Origin of the sequence: Gemella morbillorum (assembly GCF_900476045.1) — a bacterium.
Taxonomy (GTDB): Bacteria; Bacillota; Bacilli; order Staphylococcales; family Gemellaceae; genus Gemella; species Gemella morbillorum.
In genome coordinates this window covers 1,007,282-1,026,618 of sequence record NZ_LS483440.1, presented here as the reverse complement: position 1 = coordinate 1,026,618, position 19,337 = coordinate 1,007,282, and the positions used below count along the sequence as shown (strand labels likewise).

Here is a 19,337-nt window from a genome sequence, read left to right as displayed (position 1 = left end):
AAATGAAAAAAGTTTTTATTAATAGTGAATATATTACACTGTCTCAATTTTTAAAACTAGAGGGTTTTATTGCTTCAGGAGGCGAAGCTAAATATTTCTTAAAAGAAGTAGAAGTAGAGTTAAATAATGCATTCGAAGACAGACGAGGTAAGAAGCTATATACTGATGATGTTATTAAAATAGATGGACAAGAGTTTATTATAGTTAATGAAAATTAGAGAGTTAAAACTATTATATTTTCGTAACTACACATCTTTAAATATAGCAACACATCCATCCCTTAATATTTTTTTTGGTGATAATGCTAATGGAAAGACTAATATAGTTGAATCTATTTTTTGTTTGTCTTTGGGAAAAAGTTATCGAACAAAAAGTGATACCGAGTGTATTATGTTTGGAGAAGATGCAACAGCAATGTCATGTGTTTTAAATAAGAATAATAAAAATCTCGATATTATGCTAGGGATAAGCAATAAAGGAAAAAGTGCAAAAATTGCTGGCGTAAAAAAAAATAAGCTAACGGAGTTTGTAGGAGAATTAAATGTAGTCTTATTTTCTCCAGAAGATTTACAAATAGTAAAAGGATCTCCATCGCTAAGAAGAGAGTTTATTAATAGAGAATTTTATCAGTTTTCTCGCATATATCATAAATATCATTTAATGTATCAACACCTTCTAAAACAGAGGAATTCTTATTTAAAAGACATGAAAAAGAATCCTAAAGATGAAATAAGTCTTACGTATTTAGAAACACTTACCAGTCAGTTAGTAAAAATAGCAATGTATATTACTCGAGAACGAGTTTCGTTTGTAAAAGATATAGCTAAGCTTGCTTATGAGAATATGCTGAATATTTCTAACGGTAATGAAATTTTGGAAATTAAGTATAAGAGTTCGATTTTGGATGTTCTTGGAGTCTCTAGTGTTTCAGATGCTAAATTTAGTGAAGAAAATATTGTCGAGTTAATGATGAAAAAATCTTTCGATGATATAATGCGTGGTAATACTAAAATCGGACCGCATCAAGATGACTTAGAGTTCTTTATAAATAATCTTGAAGCAAGAACATATGCGTCTCAAGGCCAACAACGTAGCATAGTGTTGTCACTTAAGCTTTCAGAAATACATTATTTAAAACAAAAAACAGGAGATTATCCTATACTTTTATTAGATGATGTATTAAGTGAGTTAGACAAAAATAGACAGTTAAAATTATTAGATGCAATTGATGAAAATGTACAAACATTTATAACAACACCATCCATAACAGATATAAAGGAAGATTTATTAGAAAAAGCAAAAGTATTTAAAATAGACAATGGTAATATTAGTGTATTTTTGCCAAAATAGTTATTAAAACAATAGATGATAAAAATGAAAGGAAAAATCATGGTAGAAAAAAAACAAATTCAAGAATATAATGCCGATCAGATACAGGTTCTTGAGGGATTAGAAGCTGTTCGTGTAAGACCAGGTATGTATATTGGTTCGACATCAAGCAGAGGGCTACACCATTTAGTGTGGGAAATCGTAGATAACTCTATCGATGAAGCTTTAGCAGGATACTGTAATACAATTACAGTTGCTATTGAAAAAGATAATTGGATAAGAGTAGAAGATAATGGTCGTGGTATCCCAATTGATATTCAAGAACAAACAGGAAAACCTGCACTTGAGGTAATTCTTACAGTACTACATGCCGGTGGTAAATTTGGTGGAGGAGGATATAAAGTATCTGGTGGACTTCACGGAGTTGGTGCCAGCGTTGTTAATGCTTTGTCTACTAATTTAGAAGCATATGTACATCGTGACGGTAAAATTCATTCAATGAAATTTGAACGAGGAGAAGTTGTTCAAGGAATTACAGTTATCGGTGAAACTGATAAAACGGGGACAACGGTCCGATTTAAAGCAGATCCAGAGATATTCCAAGAAACAACAGTATATGAATACGATATTTTAAGATCACGTATTAGAGAGCTTGCTTTCTTAAATAAAGGTATAACTATTGTTCTGAAAGACGAAAGAGAAAACCAAGAGAAAGAAGAAGATTTTTGTTATGAAGGTGGATTATTAGAATATGTAGAGATGTTAAATGAAAATAAAGATGCTTTACACGAAGCAATTTATGTTCATGGTGAGATGGAAGGTAAGGAAGTAGAAATCTCAATGCAGTATAATACAGGATATTCTAGTAATATTTTGAGTTATGCGAATAACATCAATACACACGAAGGTGGAACACACGAAAGTGGATTTAAAACAGCTTTAACACGTATTATAAATGCGTATGGCAAAAAGAATAAGCTAATTAAAGAAAAAGAAACACTTACTGGTGATGATGTTCGTGAAGGTTTAGTTGCAATTATTTCTATTAAACATCCGAATCCACAGTTCGAAGGACAAACAAAGACTAAATTGGGTAACTCAGAAATGAGTACAATTACCAATAAGCTATTTTCTGAAGAATTAGATAGATTCCTATTGGAAAATCCAAAAGTTGCAAAAATTATTGTAGAAAAAGGATTACAGGCTTCTCGTGCGAGAATTGCTGCTAAAAAGGCACGTGAATCTACTCGTCGTAAAAATGCTTTAGAATTCACAAACTTACCAGGTAAGCTTGCAGATTGTTCTAGTAAAGATGCGGCTGAATGTGAATTATTCCTAGTCGAAGGGGATTCTGCGGGAGGAAGTGCGAAACTTGGACGTGATAGTAAGTTCCAAGCCATATTACCATTAAAAGGTAAAATTCTTAACGTAGAAAAAGTTAGAATTGATAAAGTTTTATCAAGTGATGAAATTAGATCTCTTATAACGGCAGTAGGTATGGGAATCGGTGAAACATTAAATATGGATAAATTACGTTATCACAAAATCGTAATAATGACCGATGCCGATGTTGACGGTAGCCATATTCGTACATTATTATTGACATTCTTCTTTAGATATATGAGAGAATTAATAGATGCGGGATATGTATATATTGCAAGACCACCACTATACGGTCTGAAAGTAGGTAAAAAAGAATACTATTGTCATACAGAAGAAGAACTAAAACAACATATTGAAGAATTTGCTGGAGATAAAAAATACGCAGTTCAACGATATAAAGGTCTTGGAGAAATGAATGCTGAAGAACTTTGGGATACAACAATGGATCCAAAACATCGTTTAATGTATCAAGTAAGTATAGGAGATGCGCAACGTGCAGATGCTGCTTTTGATACTCTAATGGGTGAAAAAGTTGAACCAAGACGTAAGTTTATTGAAGAAAATGCCTTAAATGTTATAAACTTAGACATTTAGTAAGAAAGGATAAAACATGGAAGATAATAAAAATAATATTACCTTGAGAAATATAACAACTGAAATTGAAAATTCATTTTTAGATTATTCAATGAGTGTTATTGTTTCACGTGCCTTGCCAGATGTAAGAGATGGGCTAAAACCAGTTCATAGAAGAATATTATATGCATTTAATGAACTAGGATTAACTCATGACAAGCCGTATAGAAAAAGTGCTGCTGTTGTAGGGGAAGTTATGGCGAAATATCACCCTCATGGTGACTCGGCAACATATGGAACAATAGTTCGTCTTGCTCAAGATTTTAACAGTAGATATCCAATGGTAGATGGACAAGGGAACTTTGGATCTATCGATGGTGATGGAGCAGCGGCAATGCGTTATACAGAAGCTAGAATGAGTAAAATAGCTTCAGAAATGCTGAGAGACATCAACAAAGATACTGTTGATATGCAAGAAAACTACGATGGGACTAAACAAGAACCAAAAGTATTACCTGCTCGCATACCTAATTTACTAGTAAACGGTAGTAGTGGTATTGCTGTAGGTATGGCTACTAATATTCCACCACATAATCTTGGAGAAGTCATTGATGGAGTAGTAGCTCTTGCAGATAACTCTGAAATTACTATTGCAGAACTTATGACTAAAATTAAAGGACCAGATTTTCCAACTGGAGCACACCTGTTAGGGCGTAGTGGTATAGTTAAAGCTTATACTACAGGTCGTGGTTCGATTATTATGCGCGGTAAAACAGAAATCGAGCAAATAAAAAATGGTAAGGAACGTATTGTAATAACAGAAATTCCTTATCAAGTTAATAAAGCAAAATTAGTAGAAAAAATTGCAGAACTAGCTCGAGATAAAAAAATTGAAGGTGTAACAGATTTAAGAGACGAGAGTAACCTTAAAGGAATGCGTATCGTGATCGAACTTCGTCGAGATGTAAACAGCAATGTTATTTTAAATAATCTATATAAATTAACACCACTTCAAAGTTCTTTTGGTGTTAACATGATTGCCCTTGTTAATGGGGTTCCAAAATTACTTAACTTAAAAGAAGCGTTATATCATTATCTAGAGCATCAAAAAGAAGTAGTTGTTCGTAGAACTAGATTCGATTTAAATAAAGCAAAAGCTCGTGCTCACATTTTAGAAGGATTAAGAATTGCGTTAGATAACATAGATAGAATTATTAGCTTAATTCGTGGTTCACAAACTACAGAAGAAGCTAAAACAGGCTTAATGGAACAATTTTCATTAACAGATGTTCAAGCACAAGCGATTTTAGATATGCGTCTTCAAAGACTTACTGGTTTAGAACGCGATAAGATTGAAGAAGAATATAAAAAACTTATGGAACTTATTGCTGATTTAGAAGATATACTTGCTAAGCCAGAGCGCGTAATTGAGATAGTAAAAGAAGAACTATTAGAAATTAAAGATAAATATGGTGATAAACGTCGAAGTGTTATAATTGAAGGACAAATTGATCAAATCGATAATGAAGATTTAATCGAAAAAGAGCAAATAATTATAACTTTATCACATAATCAATATATTAAACGTCTAGCAGCAAGTACTTATAAGAGTCAAGGTCGTGGTGGACGAGGTGTTAATGGTATGACTACTAATGATGAGGATAACATAGCTTATATGCTAAGTTGTTCAACTCATGATCATATTTTATTCTTCACCGATAAAGGAAAAGTATATACTCTTAAAGGTTATGAAATTAATCAAATGAGTCGTCAGTCTAAAGGTATACCGATTATTAATCTACTTGAAATAGAAAAAGAAGAAAAAGTAAATTCTATTATTGCTATTTCTGATCTTCAAGAAGAGGACACAAGCCTAATTTTCTCAACTAAGTTTGGTATTATTAAAAAATCTAAATTAGGAGATTATGCAAGTATCTTGAAAAAAGGTAAAATAGCACTTAAATTGGATGATGGTGATTCATTAATTGATGTTCAAAGAATTACTGATGATCAAGACATTATGATTGTAACTGCAAATGGTCAAGCAATTAGAATTAATGCTAAAAAAGTACGTCAAATGGGACGTGTTAGCCGTGGTGTTAAAGGTATAACACTTTCTCCAGATGATTATGTAGTAGGTATGGAAGTAGTAGATGAATCTAAGAAAATTTTAACTGTAACAGAAAATGGTATTGGTAAAATTTCTAAATCTACAGAGTTTAATGTAATTAACCGTGGTGGTAAAGGTGTTAAAGTAGCGAAAGTTACTAAGAAAACTGGTAAAATAGTTGCGGTTAAATCAATAACTGGAAACGAAGACTTGATGATTATGACAGATCAAGGAATAATTATTAGAATAGATATTTCTACTATTAGTACCTTAGGAAGAACTGCTACAGGAGTTAAAGTAATTAACTTAGTTGATGATCAAAAAGTAGCAACGGTGACATTAGCAGAAAAAGAAGAAAATTATGAAGATGATTAAGAAGTACCCGAAAAGCATTTTAGCTTTTCGGGTATTTTTCTAAAATAAGAACATTAGTAAAAAAAATTTATAAAAAGTTAGTAATTTAATAAAAAAAACATAGAAAAATCTTCCAAAGCAATTGTTTTATATAGAAAAAAGTTTTATAATGGAATATGTGGCTATTGTTGATAATAAAATTACAATGGTAATCTTATTATCAAAATTAAAGTAAGGAGTAGTTTAATGCAAAGTAAGAGACTAGAAAGTAATGTAAATGAACATATTGTACATGAAGAAATAGAAATATTAACACAGATTTTGTTGAAAGCAACAGAGAAGATGACTTCAAAAGAGACTTTTAATAAAATTATCGAATTAAAACGATTAGCTGATAGTAAAGAATATGATCAATTAAACAAAATTATAAAGAGTTTAAATCAAGAAGAGATGGAAATAGTAGCTAACTTTTTCTCAACGTTACCATTATTAATCAATATTTCAGAAGATGTTGATTTAGCTTATGAGGTAAACTACAAAAATAATTCTGGAGAAACTTATGTAGGAAAATTATCTGATTCAATGTCTAAATTAAAAGATGCTAATATTTTGGAAAATATTAATGTAGTACCTGTTTTAACAGCGCATCCTACCCAAGTTCAAAGAAAAACAATTCTAGATTTAACAGAAAAACTACATAACTTATTAAGAAAACATCGTGATGTTAAAAATGGACTAATTAATAAAAATAAATGGTATAATGATTTACAAAAACACATTGAAATTTTGTTACAAAGTGATATAATTCGTGAAAAAAAATTAAAAGTAGTTAACGAAATTACGAATGTATTAGAGTATTATAATTTATCGTTTATAAAAGCTATCTCTAAACTTATGACTGAATATAAAAACTTGTTAAAAGAACATAATATACCATTGGAAAATGAAGCTCCTATAACTATGGGGATGTGGATAGGTGGAGATAGAGATGGAAATCCCTACGTAACAGCAGAAACACTAAAACTGTCTGCTATGAAGCAATGTGATTTAATCACAAATTATTATTTGAATAAGTTAGATAATTTGTATCGTACATTTTCTATGTCATCGCAATTGATAGGAGAAAGTGAAGCTCTTCGTGAGCTTGCCAATAAGTCTTTAGATTTATCAGAATATAGAGAAAAAGAATTTTATAGAAAAGCTATATTTTATGTAAGATGTAAATTAGAAAATACTCGTGAATATTTATTAAATGATACAATGCATGGTGATATTTACTTAAGTGCTGAGGATTTCGAAAAAGATTTAAAAATTATGGAAAAATCTCTTTTAGAGAACAAAGGGGAAATTTTAATAACTGGAGAATTTGAAGAATTATTGAATGTAGTTAAAATCTTTGGATTTTATCTGGCAAGCATTGATATGCGTCAAGATTCTAGTGTTCATGAGGCATGTGTAGCGGAACTTCTAAAATGTGCTAATATTGAACAAAATTATAATTCATTATCAGAAGAAGAAAAATGCAAATTACTATTGAGACAGTTAAATGAAGATCCACGACCCCTTAGTATAGGGGACGATAGCAGGCAATCTGAAGAATTGAAAAAAGAACTTGAAATTTTTCGTACAGCAAAATATTTAAAAGATAAACTAGGAAACAATGTAATACGTCAAAATATTATATCTCATACTACAAGTATTTCAGATTTGTTAGAACTTGCAATAATGTTGAAAGAAGTAGGGTTAGTAGGAAAAGATTTTGCAAGGTTACAGTTAGTACCATTATTTGAAACTATAGAAGATTTAGAAAATTCTTATGAAATCATGGATAATTATTTAAATCTTGATATTGTGAAAAAATGGGTTAGTGATAATAAAAATTATCAAGAAATTATGTTAGGATATTCTGATAGTAATAAAGATGGTGGATATTTATCATCTGGATGGTCGCTATATAAGGCCCAACAAGAATTATCATCGCTTGGAGAAAAGTATGGTATAAAAATCACATTCTTCCATGGTCGTGGAGGTACAGTAGGTCGTGGAGGCGGACCAAGTTATGATGCAATTATTTCTCAACCACTAGGTAGTGTTCAAGATAGAATACGTCTTACAGAACAAGGAGAGATTATTGCAGCTAAATACGGTAATAGTGATGCAGCATATTACAACTTAGAAGCGCTGTTTTCTGCGGTGATTCAAAGAATGAATGCTGATAAAGTTAACACAGATATTAGAGATATTCCAGAAATTCAAGTTATAATGGATGAAATTGTGGCGGATAGTTATGAAGCATACCGTAAACTTGTATTTGAAAATCCGAATTTCTATAACTATTTTTTTGAAGCAACGCCAATTAAAGAAATTTCAAGCCTAAATATAGGTTCTCGCCCAGCTTCACGTAAAAAAATTACAGATATTGGGGGATTAAGAGCCATTCCTTGGGTATTTTCATGGTCACAAAGTAGAATAATGCTGCCAGGGTGGTATGGAGTAGGGACTGCATTTTCAAACTTTATTAATAAAGATAAAGAAAATATTGATAAACTCCGCAGTATGTATAAAAATTGGCCGTTCTTTACATCGCTACTATCAAATGTAGATATGGTTATGTCAAAATCAGATATGGGAATAGCAAAAGAATATGCAAATCTTTGTAAGGATCAAAAAACAAAACAGGTATATGATGAAATTTTAAAAGAATGGCAACTAACAAAAGAGGTAGTTTTAAAAATTTCGGAACATAAAGAATTTTTAGAAGATAATACATATTTAACTAAAAGTTTAGATAATAGGTTACAATACTTCAATACATTAAACTATTTACAAATAGAATTAATAAAACGTGCTAGAGAAGGTAAGCTTCCAGAATCACAGGTTAACACTATTCATATTACTATTAATGGAATAGCAACAGGGCTAAGAAACTCGGGATAATAAAAAAACTTTCGCAGTTAGAATTACAAACTGCGAAAGTTTTTTTATTTAATTTTAACAGCTATATAACTACTTGGTGGAATTACTACACCATATGGAGTGACGTATATTTTATTATTTCCAAATATTTTTTCTCCATTATATTCTGGTATAAAATGTGCTTTGTTATCTAGATTAATAATACAAAGAATATCATTCCTACGGTATGCGATACATTTGTCAGCAATATAACTCATTTCGAATCCAGTTATGAAGTTTTCTTTATTATCATGTCTAAAATTAGACAGCTCTATATAGTGATTTAGTAGATCAGAATCTTTTTTATCGTGAGCAAAACCTAAACGATTGTATGGATCTCTAAAGCCATACATACCAATTTCATCTCCATAGTAAATACATGGGACACCAGGTAATGTAAATTGAATAAAACTTGCAAATTTTAATAGTTCTCGAGCTTTAGTATATTGTTCATCTGATAATTTGTATGTTGGACGTTCATTTACTGGAATACTTTCTGGATTATCAAATGCAAGTAAAGTAAGCACACGTTCAGTATCATGACTATCTAATAGGTTCATAATGCAATCAAGAGCGGGTTGTGGATAGTTTTCTACCAGTTTTAATATTTCAACTGAGAATTTCTTGGCATCATTGTACTTAACAAAATTAATAATTGCATCTTTCCAAGGATAATTCATAACACTATCAAGTTGTTTTCCTAAGAAATAGCGTCGACGTGTATTATAAGAAATTTTATTCGTTGCATCTTCCCAAACTTCTCCGATAATTAAGGCGTCTTTATCATAATATTTTGCTGTTTCGCGAATACGATCAAGGAATTCATCAGGAAACTCGTCAGCCACGTCAAGTCGCCAACCAGAGATACCTAACTTTTGCCAAAAATTGACAACGCCAGTATCTTTATTATTAATAAAGTCACTATATTCTTTATTTTCTTTTACTACAGTTGGTAAATTATCAAATCCCCACCAAGAATGATATTCATTAGGGAAATTAATAAAGTTAAACCAAGAATAATAAGGGGATTCTTTTGAATTAAAAGATCCTATGCTATCATAGTGGTTATATCTGTTAAAGTAAATACTATCAGAGCCTGTGTGACTGAAGACACCATCTAAAATTATTTTAATATTGTCTTGTTTAAAGTTGTTACAAAATTCTTCAAATTGATCATTTGTTCCAAAATACGGATCCACTTTAAAATAATCTGAAGTAGAATAACGGTGATTTTCAGGGCTTTCAACTATTGGATTTAGATAAATACTTTCTATATTTAATTTTTTGAAATAATCTTTTTCTTCTTCAATACCTAGCAAATTACCCATTAGGAAATCTTTAGCACCATAGTCTTTATGTGTTATTGATGAATGGGGGATTGCATCCCATGATTTATGTCTGATTCGAATATCTTCATTTTTTGCAGCAGGTGCAACATATTTTTCGCTACGTTTAAACCTATCAGGAAAAATTTGGTACATTATAGAACCTTTATACCAATCAGGAGTGGTAAAGTTTTCATCATAGACTGTCAATTGCCAATCAGGTAATTCGCTATTTTCACGTACTAATTTAGCATCTAAATTATCATTTTTCAAATAAGCGGTGAAACTATCAAATACAACTTCAAAATGATAAAAATATAATCCTATATCAAAACCACCGAAGTCAACAAAATATTTTGAATAATTAGATGAGTTTTTCTCAAGAAAAGTTAAGCTTTTAGAAAATGAAATTCCTGTAAATTCATTTTTTATTACTATTCTAAAATCATTAAAGTAAAAATCATCTCTAATTAACACTTCAAATTTTAAACTTTGTTTATTTATAATTGCTCCATGAGGAAACTTGTTATAAATGGGGTTAAAAATAATCATAATTTTATTTTCTCCATTAATGTAATATTTTTTGCATTAAATTTATATGTGAATTTTTCAACAATATAATTGTAATATAAAATAATATTATTGTAAATTAATTGAATGCGAAAATATAAAAAAACTTTTATATATTCTTTATTTTGTAAGTATAAAAAGCAATCATCATTTTGTAAGAAAACATTTACAGAAATTGGGGTATGTGTTATAATATAAGTATAAAAAAGCAAAAGAAATCCAATAATAAAGTAATTAAATTTATTTATTATTTTATTTATTTATTATTTTAATGTTTCTTTTTTTTACAACAAAAGAAAACGTTTACTTTAATTGGAAAAGGGGGTTATATAGTGAATAGTATGGCGGAATACTTATTTCATGAAGGAACTAACTACCATAGTCATAAATTTTTAGGATCATTTTTAGAAGATGGAGTTTGTACCTTTAGAGTTTGGGCACCAAAAGCCAAAAAAGTTTTTGTGACAGGTGAGTTTTGTTCGTGGGATCCACATGTTTATGAAATGCAACCTTTTAATGATAAAGGAATTTATGAGATCACAGTACCTGATGTGAAACAATTTGATTCATATAAGTATATTATTGTAACAGAAAGCGGTCAGGAACTATGGAAAGCAGATCCTTATGCGGTACATGCAGAAACTAGACCTCAAACTGCATCTAAGGTTTATAGGCTTCCAAAATATGAATGGGAAGATGATAAGTGGATGGCTAAGCGAAAAGTTCCTTACCATGAACCTATGAATATTTATGAAGTACATTTGGGATCTTGGAAACATAAAGAAAACGGCGATGAATTTAGTTATCGCGAGTTGGCAGATGAACTAGTTAACTATGTAAAAGAAATGAACTATACTCACATTGAATTACTTCCAGTAACTGAGTATCCATATGATAAATCTTGGGGTTATCAAGTAACAGGATATTTTTCACCTACATCAAGATATGGAACTCCAGAAGATTTTATGTATTTTGTTGATAAGTGTCATAAAAATAATATTGGTGTTATTCTTGATTGGGTGCCAGGACATTTTACAAAAGATGCACATGGATTATATGAATTTGATGGAACACCTTGCTATGAATATTCAGATACAAGAAAAATGGAACACGAAGGGTGGGGAACTAGAGTTTTTGACTATGGACGTAATGAAGTTAAATCATTTTTAACTTCTAGCGCAATATCTTGGATTGAAGATTATCATATTGATGGATTAAGAGTTGATGCGGTTAGTTCAATGATATTTTTAAACTATTGTCGTGATGAAGAAAAATCGGCAAGGAATATCTATGGAGGTTTTGAAAATTTAGAAGCGATAGATTTTCTAAAAAATCTAAATCTATATGTTAAAGAAAATTATTCTGGAGTTAGTATGATTGCAGAAGAATCTACAAGTTATCCTAAAGTAACGGCTGCTGTTGAGCACGGTGGACTTGGATTTGATTTCAAGTGGAACATGGGATGGATGAACGATAGTCTTGATTATTTAGAAGTAGACCCATTTTTTAGAAAAGGATCACATGACAAATTCACATTCTCAATGTGCTATGCCTTTTCAGAAAATTATATTTTACCAATATCTCATGATGAAGTAGTACATGGGAAAAAGTCACTTTTAGATAAAGCACCGGTAGCATATGAAGATAAATTTTCTAATTTTAAAGCATTTTTAGGTTATATGTTTGCACATCCTGGGAAAAAATTAACATTTATGGGTGTTGACATAGCACAATTTATAGAATGGGATGAAGAAAGACAACTTGATTGGTTCTTGTTACTATACCCAAAACATAGTTTTAGCCAACGTTATGTGAAAGAATTAAATAAATATTATAAATCTACACCTGCATTATGGCAAAATGATTGTGATTGGAACGGTTTTAGATGGCATATAGTTGATGATAATACAAATAATGTCTTTGCTTTTTCAAGAATTGATAATAGCGGAAAAGAAGTATTAGTAGTAAGTAATTTTTCAGGCCAAATATTAAAAGGTTATGAAATAGGTGTGGATACTTGGGGAAGCTACAAAATATCATTAAATTCAGATGCTAAAAAATATGATGGTACAGCATTACAAAATAGAAATTTAAAAACACTAAATAAAAAGAAAAACAATTTCCAATATACTTTGAGTATAAATATACCACCTTATGCAACAATGTATATAGAAAAGAAATAATAAGTTTAGAAGACGGGGGACAAATTTATGGCGCGTAAAAAAGAAGTAGTAGCAATGCTATTAGCAGGAGGTCAAGGAACGAGACTTCAAGTTTTAACACAAGATATGGCAAAACCAGCTGTACCGTTTGGTGGAAAATATAGAATTATAGATTTTCCACTTTCAAACTGTGCAAACTCTGGAATCTCTACGGTAGGTGTATTAACGCAGTTTATGCCATTAGAGCTTAATTCATATATGGGAAATGGACAACCTTGGGACTTAGATAGAATGGATGGGGGATTATCAATTTTACCACCTTACACAGCAGGGAAAACAGGAGAATGGTATAAAGGAACTGCTAATGCAATTTATCAAAATATAAAATATATTGAACAATATGATCCAGAGTACGTTCTTATTTTATCAGGTGATCACATTTATAAAATGAACTATAAAGAAATGTTGGATTTCCACAAACAAAAAGGTGCAGATCTAACTATTGCTCATATTAATGTACCAATTGAAGAAGCAAGTCGCTTTGGTATTCTTAATACAAACGAGGATTTAAGAGTAACTGAATTTTTAGAAAAACCAGAACATCCAATTTCAACTAAAGCGTCAATGGGAATTTATATTTTCAGTTGGCAGCAATTAAAAGACTATTTAGTACGAGATGAAGAAAATCCAGATAGTGAAAAAGACTTTGGTAAAAATATTATTCCTATGATGTTAAATGAAGGTAAAAATATTTATGCATATCCGTTTTATGGCTATTGGAAAGACGTAGGTACGATTGAAAGTTTATGGGAAGCTAACATGGACTTAATTAAAAATAAAGAGAACTTTAATATTGATGATAAACTATGGAGAATATACTATCGTCATGCTGGGGTAATGCCACAATACTTAAGTGCGAGTGCTAATGTTAAAAATTCTATGATTTCTGATGGAACGTCTGTTTCAGGATTAGTTTCAGAATCAATAATTTCTTCAGGGGTTACTATAGAAGAGGGAGCAGAAGTAGTAGGAAGTATTATAATGCAAAATGCTAAAATAGAGCGTGGTGCAAAAGTCTTTAATTCAATTATTGCAGAAGGTTCAGTAATCAAAGAAAATATTGAGGTAGGACACAGAGAAATTGTTTTAGGAAAAGAACAAATCACGGTAGTTGGAAAAGATGAAGTAGTTTCAGAAAATAGGAAAGTAGAGGGAAAATAATATGGTAAATGCTTTTTGTGTATTATTCGCAGACAATTATAGAAATGATGACTTGCAAGGATTGGTAAGAAATAGAACATTATCATCATTATCAATTGCCTCAAGATATAGAATGATAGATTTTATGTTATCATCATTAGTAAAAGCTGAAGTTTCTAATATAGCAGTTGTAACTAATCACCACTACAAGTCGCTAATGGATCATTTAAGTTGGGGGAAAGACTGGGATCTGAACAGAAAAAATAGTGGTTTGAAATTTATTACACCTATGTCGAATCACTTATCAAATAGAGTTGCTCATAACAAAATAGAAGCGCTTGGTGATGCAATATCTTATTCAGATGGTTTATTAGAAGAATATTGTATTTTAGCAGATGCAAATATTGTTGGAAATATTGATTTTAAAGAAATGGTAAAATACCATAAAAACACAAATGCTGATGTTACTTTAGCTTATACATATAGAAAGCCGCAACAACGTGAATCACAAATTATATTTGATGAAAAACATAGAGTGTATGACAGTTTATATCACTATAATGGATATGATGAAGTTTGTCCAACACAAGTTAAAATTTATATTATGTCAAAATCTATGTTTAAAGATATTGTTCAAAAAGGAACAACATTAGGTTGGGAAGATATATTATTAGATTATGTAGCTAAAAATTTCCATAAATTAAATGTTTATGCATACGAAATTAAGAGTTATAATAGAACTATAAATAGTGTTCAAGAATATTATGACTTTAATAAAGATTTACTAAATCCAGATAAGTTAAGAGAGTTATTTTTATCTGGAACAGATATACTGACAAGAGTTCAAGATAGTGTACCAACAATGTATGGAGATGGAGCAATTGTTAAAAATTCTATCTTAGGTGATGGATGCGAAATTAATGGAATTGTTGAAGATAGTATTTTATTCCGTGATGTAGTTGTAGAAGAAGGTGCTGTAATTAAAAATTCTATAATAATGCCTAATTGCGTTGTGAAAAAATCAGCTTATTTAGATTATGTAATTTCAGATAAAGCTGCAACGATAGGAGAAAAAATTGAATTAAAAGGGACAGAAAATTGTCAAGTAATTGTAGAGAAAAATAAAGTTGTAAAATAACTAAATATTAGGGTTAGGATAATTTATGAAAAATTAAAATCTCGATTTTCTATTGGAAAAGGAGTATAATAAGCAAAGAATCATAAATTAATACTAACCCTTTTATCTGGAAATAAATTTATGATAAAACAACGAATAAGGAGATGACAAAAATGAAAATATTATTCGTAGCAGCAGAAGCAGCACCTTTCGTTAAAGTTGGTGGATTAGGTGATGTTATTGGCTCACTTCCTAAAGCATTGCAAGATGAAGATATAGAGGCAAGAGTGATATTGCCATTATATTCTTCTATTGATAGAGAGAAATATAACTTAGAATATAGACAACATATTTTTATTAATTTAGGTTGGAGAACAGTTTATTGTGGTATATTTGAAACTGAAATAGATGGAGTAAAATATTACTTTATAGATAATGAACAATATTTTAATAGAGATAGTGTTTATGGTCAAAGTGATGATGGGGAGAGATTTGCATTCTTCTCAAAAGCCGCTTTAGAGATATTACCACATATTGAATATAAACCAGATGTACTTAATGCTAATGATTGGCATACTGCTTTATCTATAATTTATTTAGATGATTTAAAATCTCGTGGAGAGAATTTTTATAGTGATATTAAGAGTGTGATTTCTATTCACAATATAGAATTCCAAGGTAAGTTTAATCCATACGATATGGGTTATTTGTTCGGTTTAGATAATAAATACTTTGATGCACTTATTTATAATGGAGATTTGAATTTATTAAAAGGTGCAATTCAGTTAGCTGATAGAATTAGTACTGTAAGTGAAACGTATGCCCATGAAATTTTGGATCCATATTTCTCATACGGATTAGACAGTATTTTAAAAATTGAGCAAGGGAAACTCCATGGAATTGTGAATGGATTAGATATAGATAAATTCAACTCGAAGACAGATAAACAAATTTATCAAAATTTCGACTTGAAAACTTTGAAAAATAAGGTTCAAAATAAACTTAAATTCCAAGAAGAAATGTCACTTGAAGTTAATGAAAATATTCCGATGATTGGGATGGTAACCCGTCTTACTCATCAAAAAGGTATAGATTTGGTACTTCATGTCGCAGATCAAATTTTAAAATCGGGAGCACAACTTATTATATTAGGAACAGGTGATAGACATTATGAAGATGCACTTCGTTCGCTAGAACATCGTCGTCATGACAAGGTACGAAGTTTAATAATGTTTTCATCAGAAATGTCATCAAAAGTGTATAGTTCATGTGATATGTTCTTAATGCCATCGAAAACAGAACCTTGTGGCTTATCACAACTAATATCTATGCGTTATGCGACAGTACCAATTGTCCATCGAGTAGGTGGGCTGCGTGATACAGTAGAACCATTTGATGGGAAAAACGGGACAGGATTTACATTTGAAAGTTTTGACGCATATGATATGCTAGACGCTGTTTATCGTGCAACATATTGTTACTATCAGGAACGTCATAATTGGAATAAAATTATGAAAAATGCTATTAACCAAGATGTTAGTTGGAAAAAATCAGCATTAAAATATATCGAGATGTACAATGAGATTGTGTAGTTAGAATGGACATATAATATGTGTAATAAATAAAAAGACTCAGGAGAGAATAATGAAGAACAAAAGATTCAAAGAAAAAATAGAGAAGTATTTAAAAAGGCAATTTGGACTAACAATTGATTCAGCAAGTAAACGTCAAGTATATGAAGCTCTCATGAGCACGATAAGAGAAGATTTATCAGAAAAGAAATTTGCTTATGAACAAGAACTTAAAAAAACTAGACAAAAACGTGCTTATTATATGTCAATGGAGTTTTTAGTAGGTAGAACGTTAAGAAACAATTTATTTAACTTAGATTTAGAAAAAGATGTAAGAGAATATTTTGCTGATAATGGTATTTCATTAGATGAAATTTACGATATTGAACCAGATCCAGGATTAGGGAATGGTGGACTTGGGCGTCTTGCCTCATGTTACTTAGATGCTTTAACAAGTAGTGATTATCCAGTTACAGGGTTCTCTATTTTATATGAATATGGAATTTTCAAGCAGGTAATTAATAATGGTTGGCAACAAGAATTTCCAGATTATTGGTTAGATCTTGGAAAATACGGTCTAGTTTACCGTAATGATGAAGAAGTTGAAGTTAGATTTTACGGCCGAGTTGAGGAAAAATTAACAGAAGATGGTTTTAAAGTTGAACATAAAGATTATACTTCAATCCAAGCCGAACCATATGACCTATTAATTTCTGGATATAAAACTGGAACTGTAAACACACTTCGTCTTTGGGAAGCAAAAGCAAAAACTGGCTTTAATATGAAGTTGTTTGAACGTGGAGAGTATTCAAAATCTTCTGAAGCAGAAGCTATTGCATCGTCAATCTCAAAATTATTATATCCAGCCGATAGTACGAATGAAGGTAAAGAACTGCGTATTAAACAACAATATTTCTTCATTAGCGCATCAATTCAACAATTACTAAAAAATCATTACAATGAATTTGGTACATTAGAAAATCTATTTGAACATGTTGCATTACATATAAATGATACTCATCCAGCTATGGGAGTACCTGAGCTTATGAGACTATTATTAGATGAGTATGGATATTCTTGGGATAAAGCATGGGATATTACAACAAAAACATTTGCGTATACAAACCATACAATAATGGCAGAAGCATTAGAAAAATGGTCAGTTGAATTATTTAAACCTTTATTACCACGTATTTACTCAATTATAGAAGAAATTAATAAACGTTTCTGTCAATGGGTAATTGATCAAGGTAAAGATTATACTTTAGCAGAAACAGCTATTATTTATGACAATCAAATTAGAATGGCAAATCTTTCTATAGTAGGAAGTCATAATGTAAATGGAGTATCAAAACTTCACAGTGATATATTAGTTGATTCTACATTCAGAGCATTCCATGAACTTTATCCAACTAAGTTTGGGAATGTAACTAATGGTATTGCGCATAGAAGATGGTTAGGACAGGCTAATCCTGAACTAGCAGAATATTTAGAAGATTTGATTGGGGATGATTTCGTTAAAGATTTATCAAAAATTGATAAATTAAATAAATATGCTAAAGACAAAAAAGTTGTTGAAAAATTACAAGAAATCAAAAAAGTTAAGAAAGAGCAACTTGCTAAATATATCCAAGAAACAACTGGTATTACAGTAAATCCAGATTCTATTTTCGATGTACAGGTTAAACGTCTGCATGAGTATAAACGTCAATTGTTAAATGCGTTACACATTGTTTATTTATATCGTGAAATTAAATACAATGGATTGCGTCCAGTACCAAGAACATTTATCTTTGCGGCAAAAGCTTCATCAGGTTATCAAATGGCGAAAAACATTATTAAATTCATTCATTCAATCTCTCAATTAATTGAATCAGATGAATTAGTTCGAGATTATATTAAGGTTGTATTTTTACCAGATTATAAAGTAACACTTGCTGAAAAGATTATACCAGCAGCAGATATTAGTGAACAAATTTCACAAGCTGGTAAAGAGGCAAGTGGAACAGGTAATATGAAACTTATGCTAAATGGAGCTCTAACCCTTGGTACTTTAGATGGTGCTAACGTAGAAATTCATGAAGCGGTAGGAGATGATAATATTTTCATCTTCGGATTGGAAACTCCTGAAGTTGATGAACTTAATAGACATGGTTATAAACCATGGGAATACTACAATAGCTCTGCTAGAATAAAAGATACATTAGATTTTATCAGAACAATGACAGTTGGTGGAATGAACTTTAGCTTTATTGTGGACTACTTATTAACACAAGATAGCTACATGTGTTTAGCTGATTTTGAAAGTTACGTAGCGGCTCAAGAGCTTGTTGCAAAAACTTATCAAGACAAAGAAAAATGGGGGCAAATGAGCCTTATTAACACAGCAAATGCCGGAATATTCTCAGCTGACCGTTCTGTAGAAGAATATGCTAAAGATATTTGGAATATCAAAAAAGTAAAATAATAAAAATTACAATTTGGGATGGTAATCTATAAGCTTAGAGATTACTAAATATATTTAATTAGATACTCTAGGAAGTTTTCATTTTGTAACTTTCGAAATCTAATGGAACCATGGGGTGGCTCAAAAAATTTATTCTAGATGAATTAATAATTTTTTGAGCTACTCCGTTAGTTTTATAGTTGATATAAAGTTAATATTATAAAATAGAAAATAAAATTCTA

11 protein-coding genes are annotated in these 19,337 nt (G+C 30.5%); 10 read left to right on the top strand and 1 reads right to left on the bottom strand.

All coding sequences use genetic code 11. The annotated features are described in order from the left end of the window. The first annotated feature begins 2 nt into the window (after window positions 1–2). The 5 genes from yaaA (at window position 3) to ppc (ending at window position 8,686) form a co-directional block, all read left to right on the top strand. Entirely contained in the window at window positions 3–218 is a 216-nt protein-coding gene (yaaA, locus tag DQN46_RS05035; protein WP_004631725.1) for a S4 domain-containing protein YaaA, read from the top strand. Further along, window positions 208–1,350 carry a DNA replication/repair protein RecF gene (recF, locus tag DQN46_RS05030; protein ID WP_111743237.1) on the top strand — a complete coding sequence of 381 codons (1,143 nt, stop codon included), beginning with the start codon at window positions 208–210 and terminating at the stop codon, window positions 1,348–1,350. Before yaaA ends, recF begins: the two co-directional genes overlap by 11 nt. A 39-nt stretch (window positions 1,351–1,389) precedes the next feature. Further along, entirely contained in the window at window positions 1,390–3,306 is a 1,917-nt protein-coding gene (gene gyrB, locus DQN46_RS05025) for a DNA topoisomerase (ATP-hydrolyzing) subunit B (RefSeq protein WP_040461379.1), read from the top strand. Window positions 3,307–3,322: 16 nt separating this feature from the next. Further along, on the top strand, window positions 3,323–5,770 hold the full coding sequence (gyrA, locus tag DQN46_RS05020) for a DNA gyrase subunit A (protein ID WP_111743236.1): 2,448 nt from the start codon (window positions 3,323–3,325) through the stop codon (window positions 5,768–5,770). A gap of 225 nt (window positions 5,771–5,995) precedes the next feature. Next, window positions 5,996–8,686, top strand: a complete 2,691-nt coding sequence (ppc, locus tag DQN46_RS05015) for a phosphoenolpyruvate carboxylase (protein ID WP_111743235.1) — start codon at window positions 5,996–5,998, stop codon at window positions 8,684–8,686. Window positions 8,687–8,730: 44 nt separating this feature from the next. Here ppc and DQN46_RS05010 read toward each other — a convergent pair whose 3' ends face one another. Continuing rightward, window positions 8,731–10,581 carry a glycoside hydrolase family 13 protein gene (locus tag DQN46_RS05010; RefSeq protein WP_004631734.1) on the bottom strand — a complete coding sequence of 617 codons (1,851 nt, stop codon included), beginning with the start codon at window positions 10,579–10,581 and terminating at the stop codon, window positions 8,731–8,733. Between the two features lie 359 nt (window positions 10,582–10,940). Between DQN46_RS05010 and glgB the strand changes: the two genes are divergently transcribed. From glgB to DQN46_RS04985, 5 genes are all read left to right on the top strand, one after another. Further along, a complete protein-coding gene (gene glgB / locus DQN46_RS05005) occupies window positions 10,941–12,782 on the top strand; it encodes a 1,4-alpha-glucan branching protein GlgB (RefSeq protein ID WP_170120649.1) in 1,842 nt (613 codons plus the stop codon). 27 nt (window positions 12,783–12,809) lie between these two features. Beyond that, window positions 12,810–13,982, top strand: a complete 1,173-nt coding sequence (locus tag DQN46_RS05000) for a glucose-1-phosphate adenylyltransferase (RefSeq protein ID WP_004631738.1) — start codon at window positions 12,810–12,812, stop codon at window positions 13,980–13,982. Window position 13,983: 1 nt separating this feature from the next. Next, window positions 13,984–15,099, top strand: a complete 1,116-nt coding sequence (glgD, locus tag DQN46_RS04995; RefSeq protein WP_004631741.1) for a glucose-1-phosphate adenylyltransferase subunit GlgD — start codon at window positions 13,984–13,986, stop codon at window positions 15,097–15,099. Between the two features lie 152 nt (window positions 15,100–15,251). After that, window positions 15,252–16,670, top strand: a complete 1,419-nt coding sequence (gene glgA / locus DQN46_RS04990; protein WP_111743233.1) for a glycogen synthase GlgA — start codon at window positions 15,252–15,254, stop codon at window positions 16,668–16,670. 52 nt (window positions 16,671–16,722) lie between these two features. Then, entirely contained in the window at window positions 16,723–19,116 is a 2,394-nt protein-coding gene (locus tag DQN46_RS04985; RefSeq protein ID WP_111743232.1) for a glycogen/starch/alpha-glucan phosphorylase, read from the top strand. Window positions 19,117–19,337: the final 221 nt, after the last annotated feature.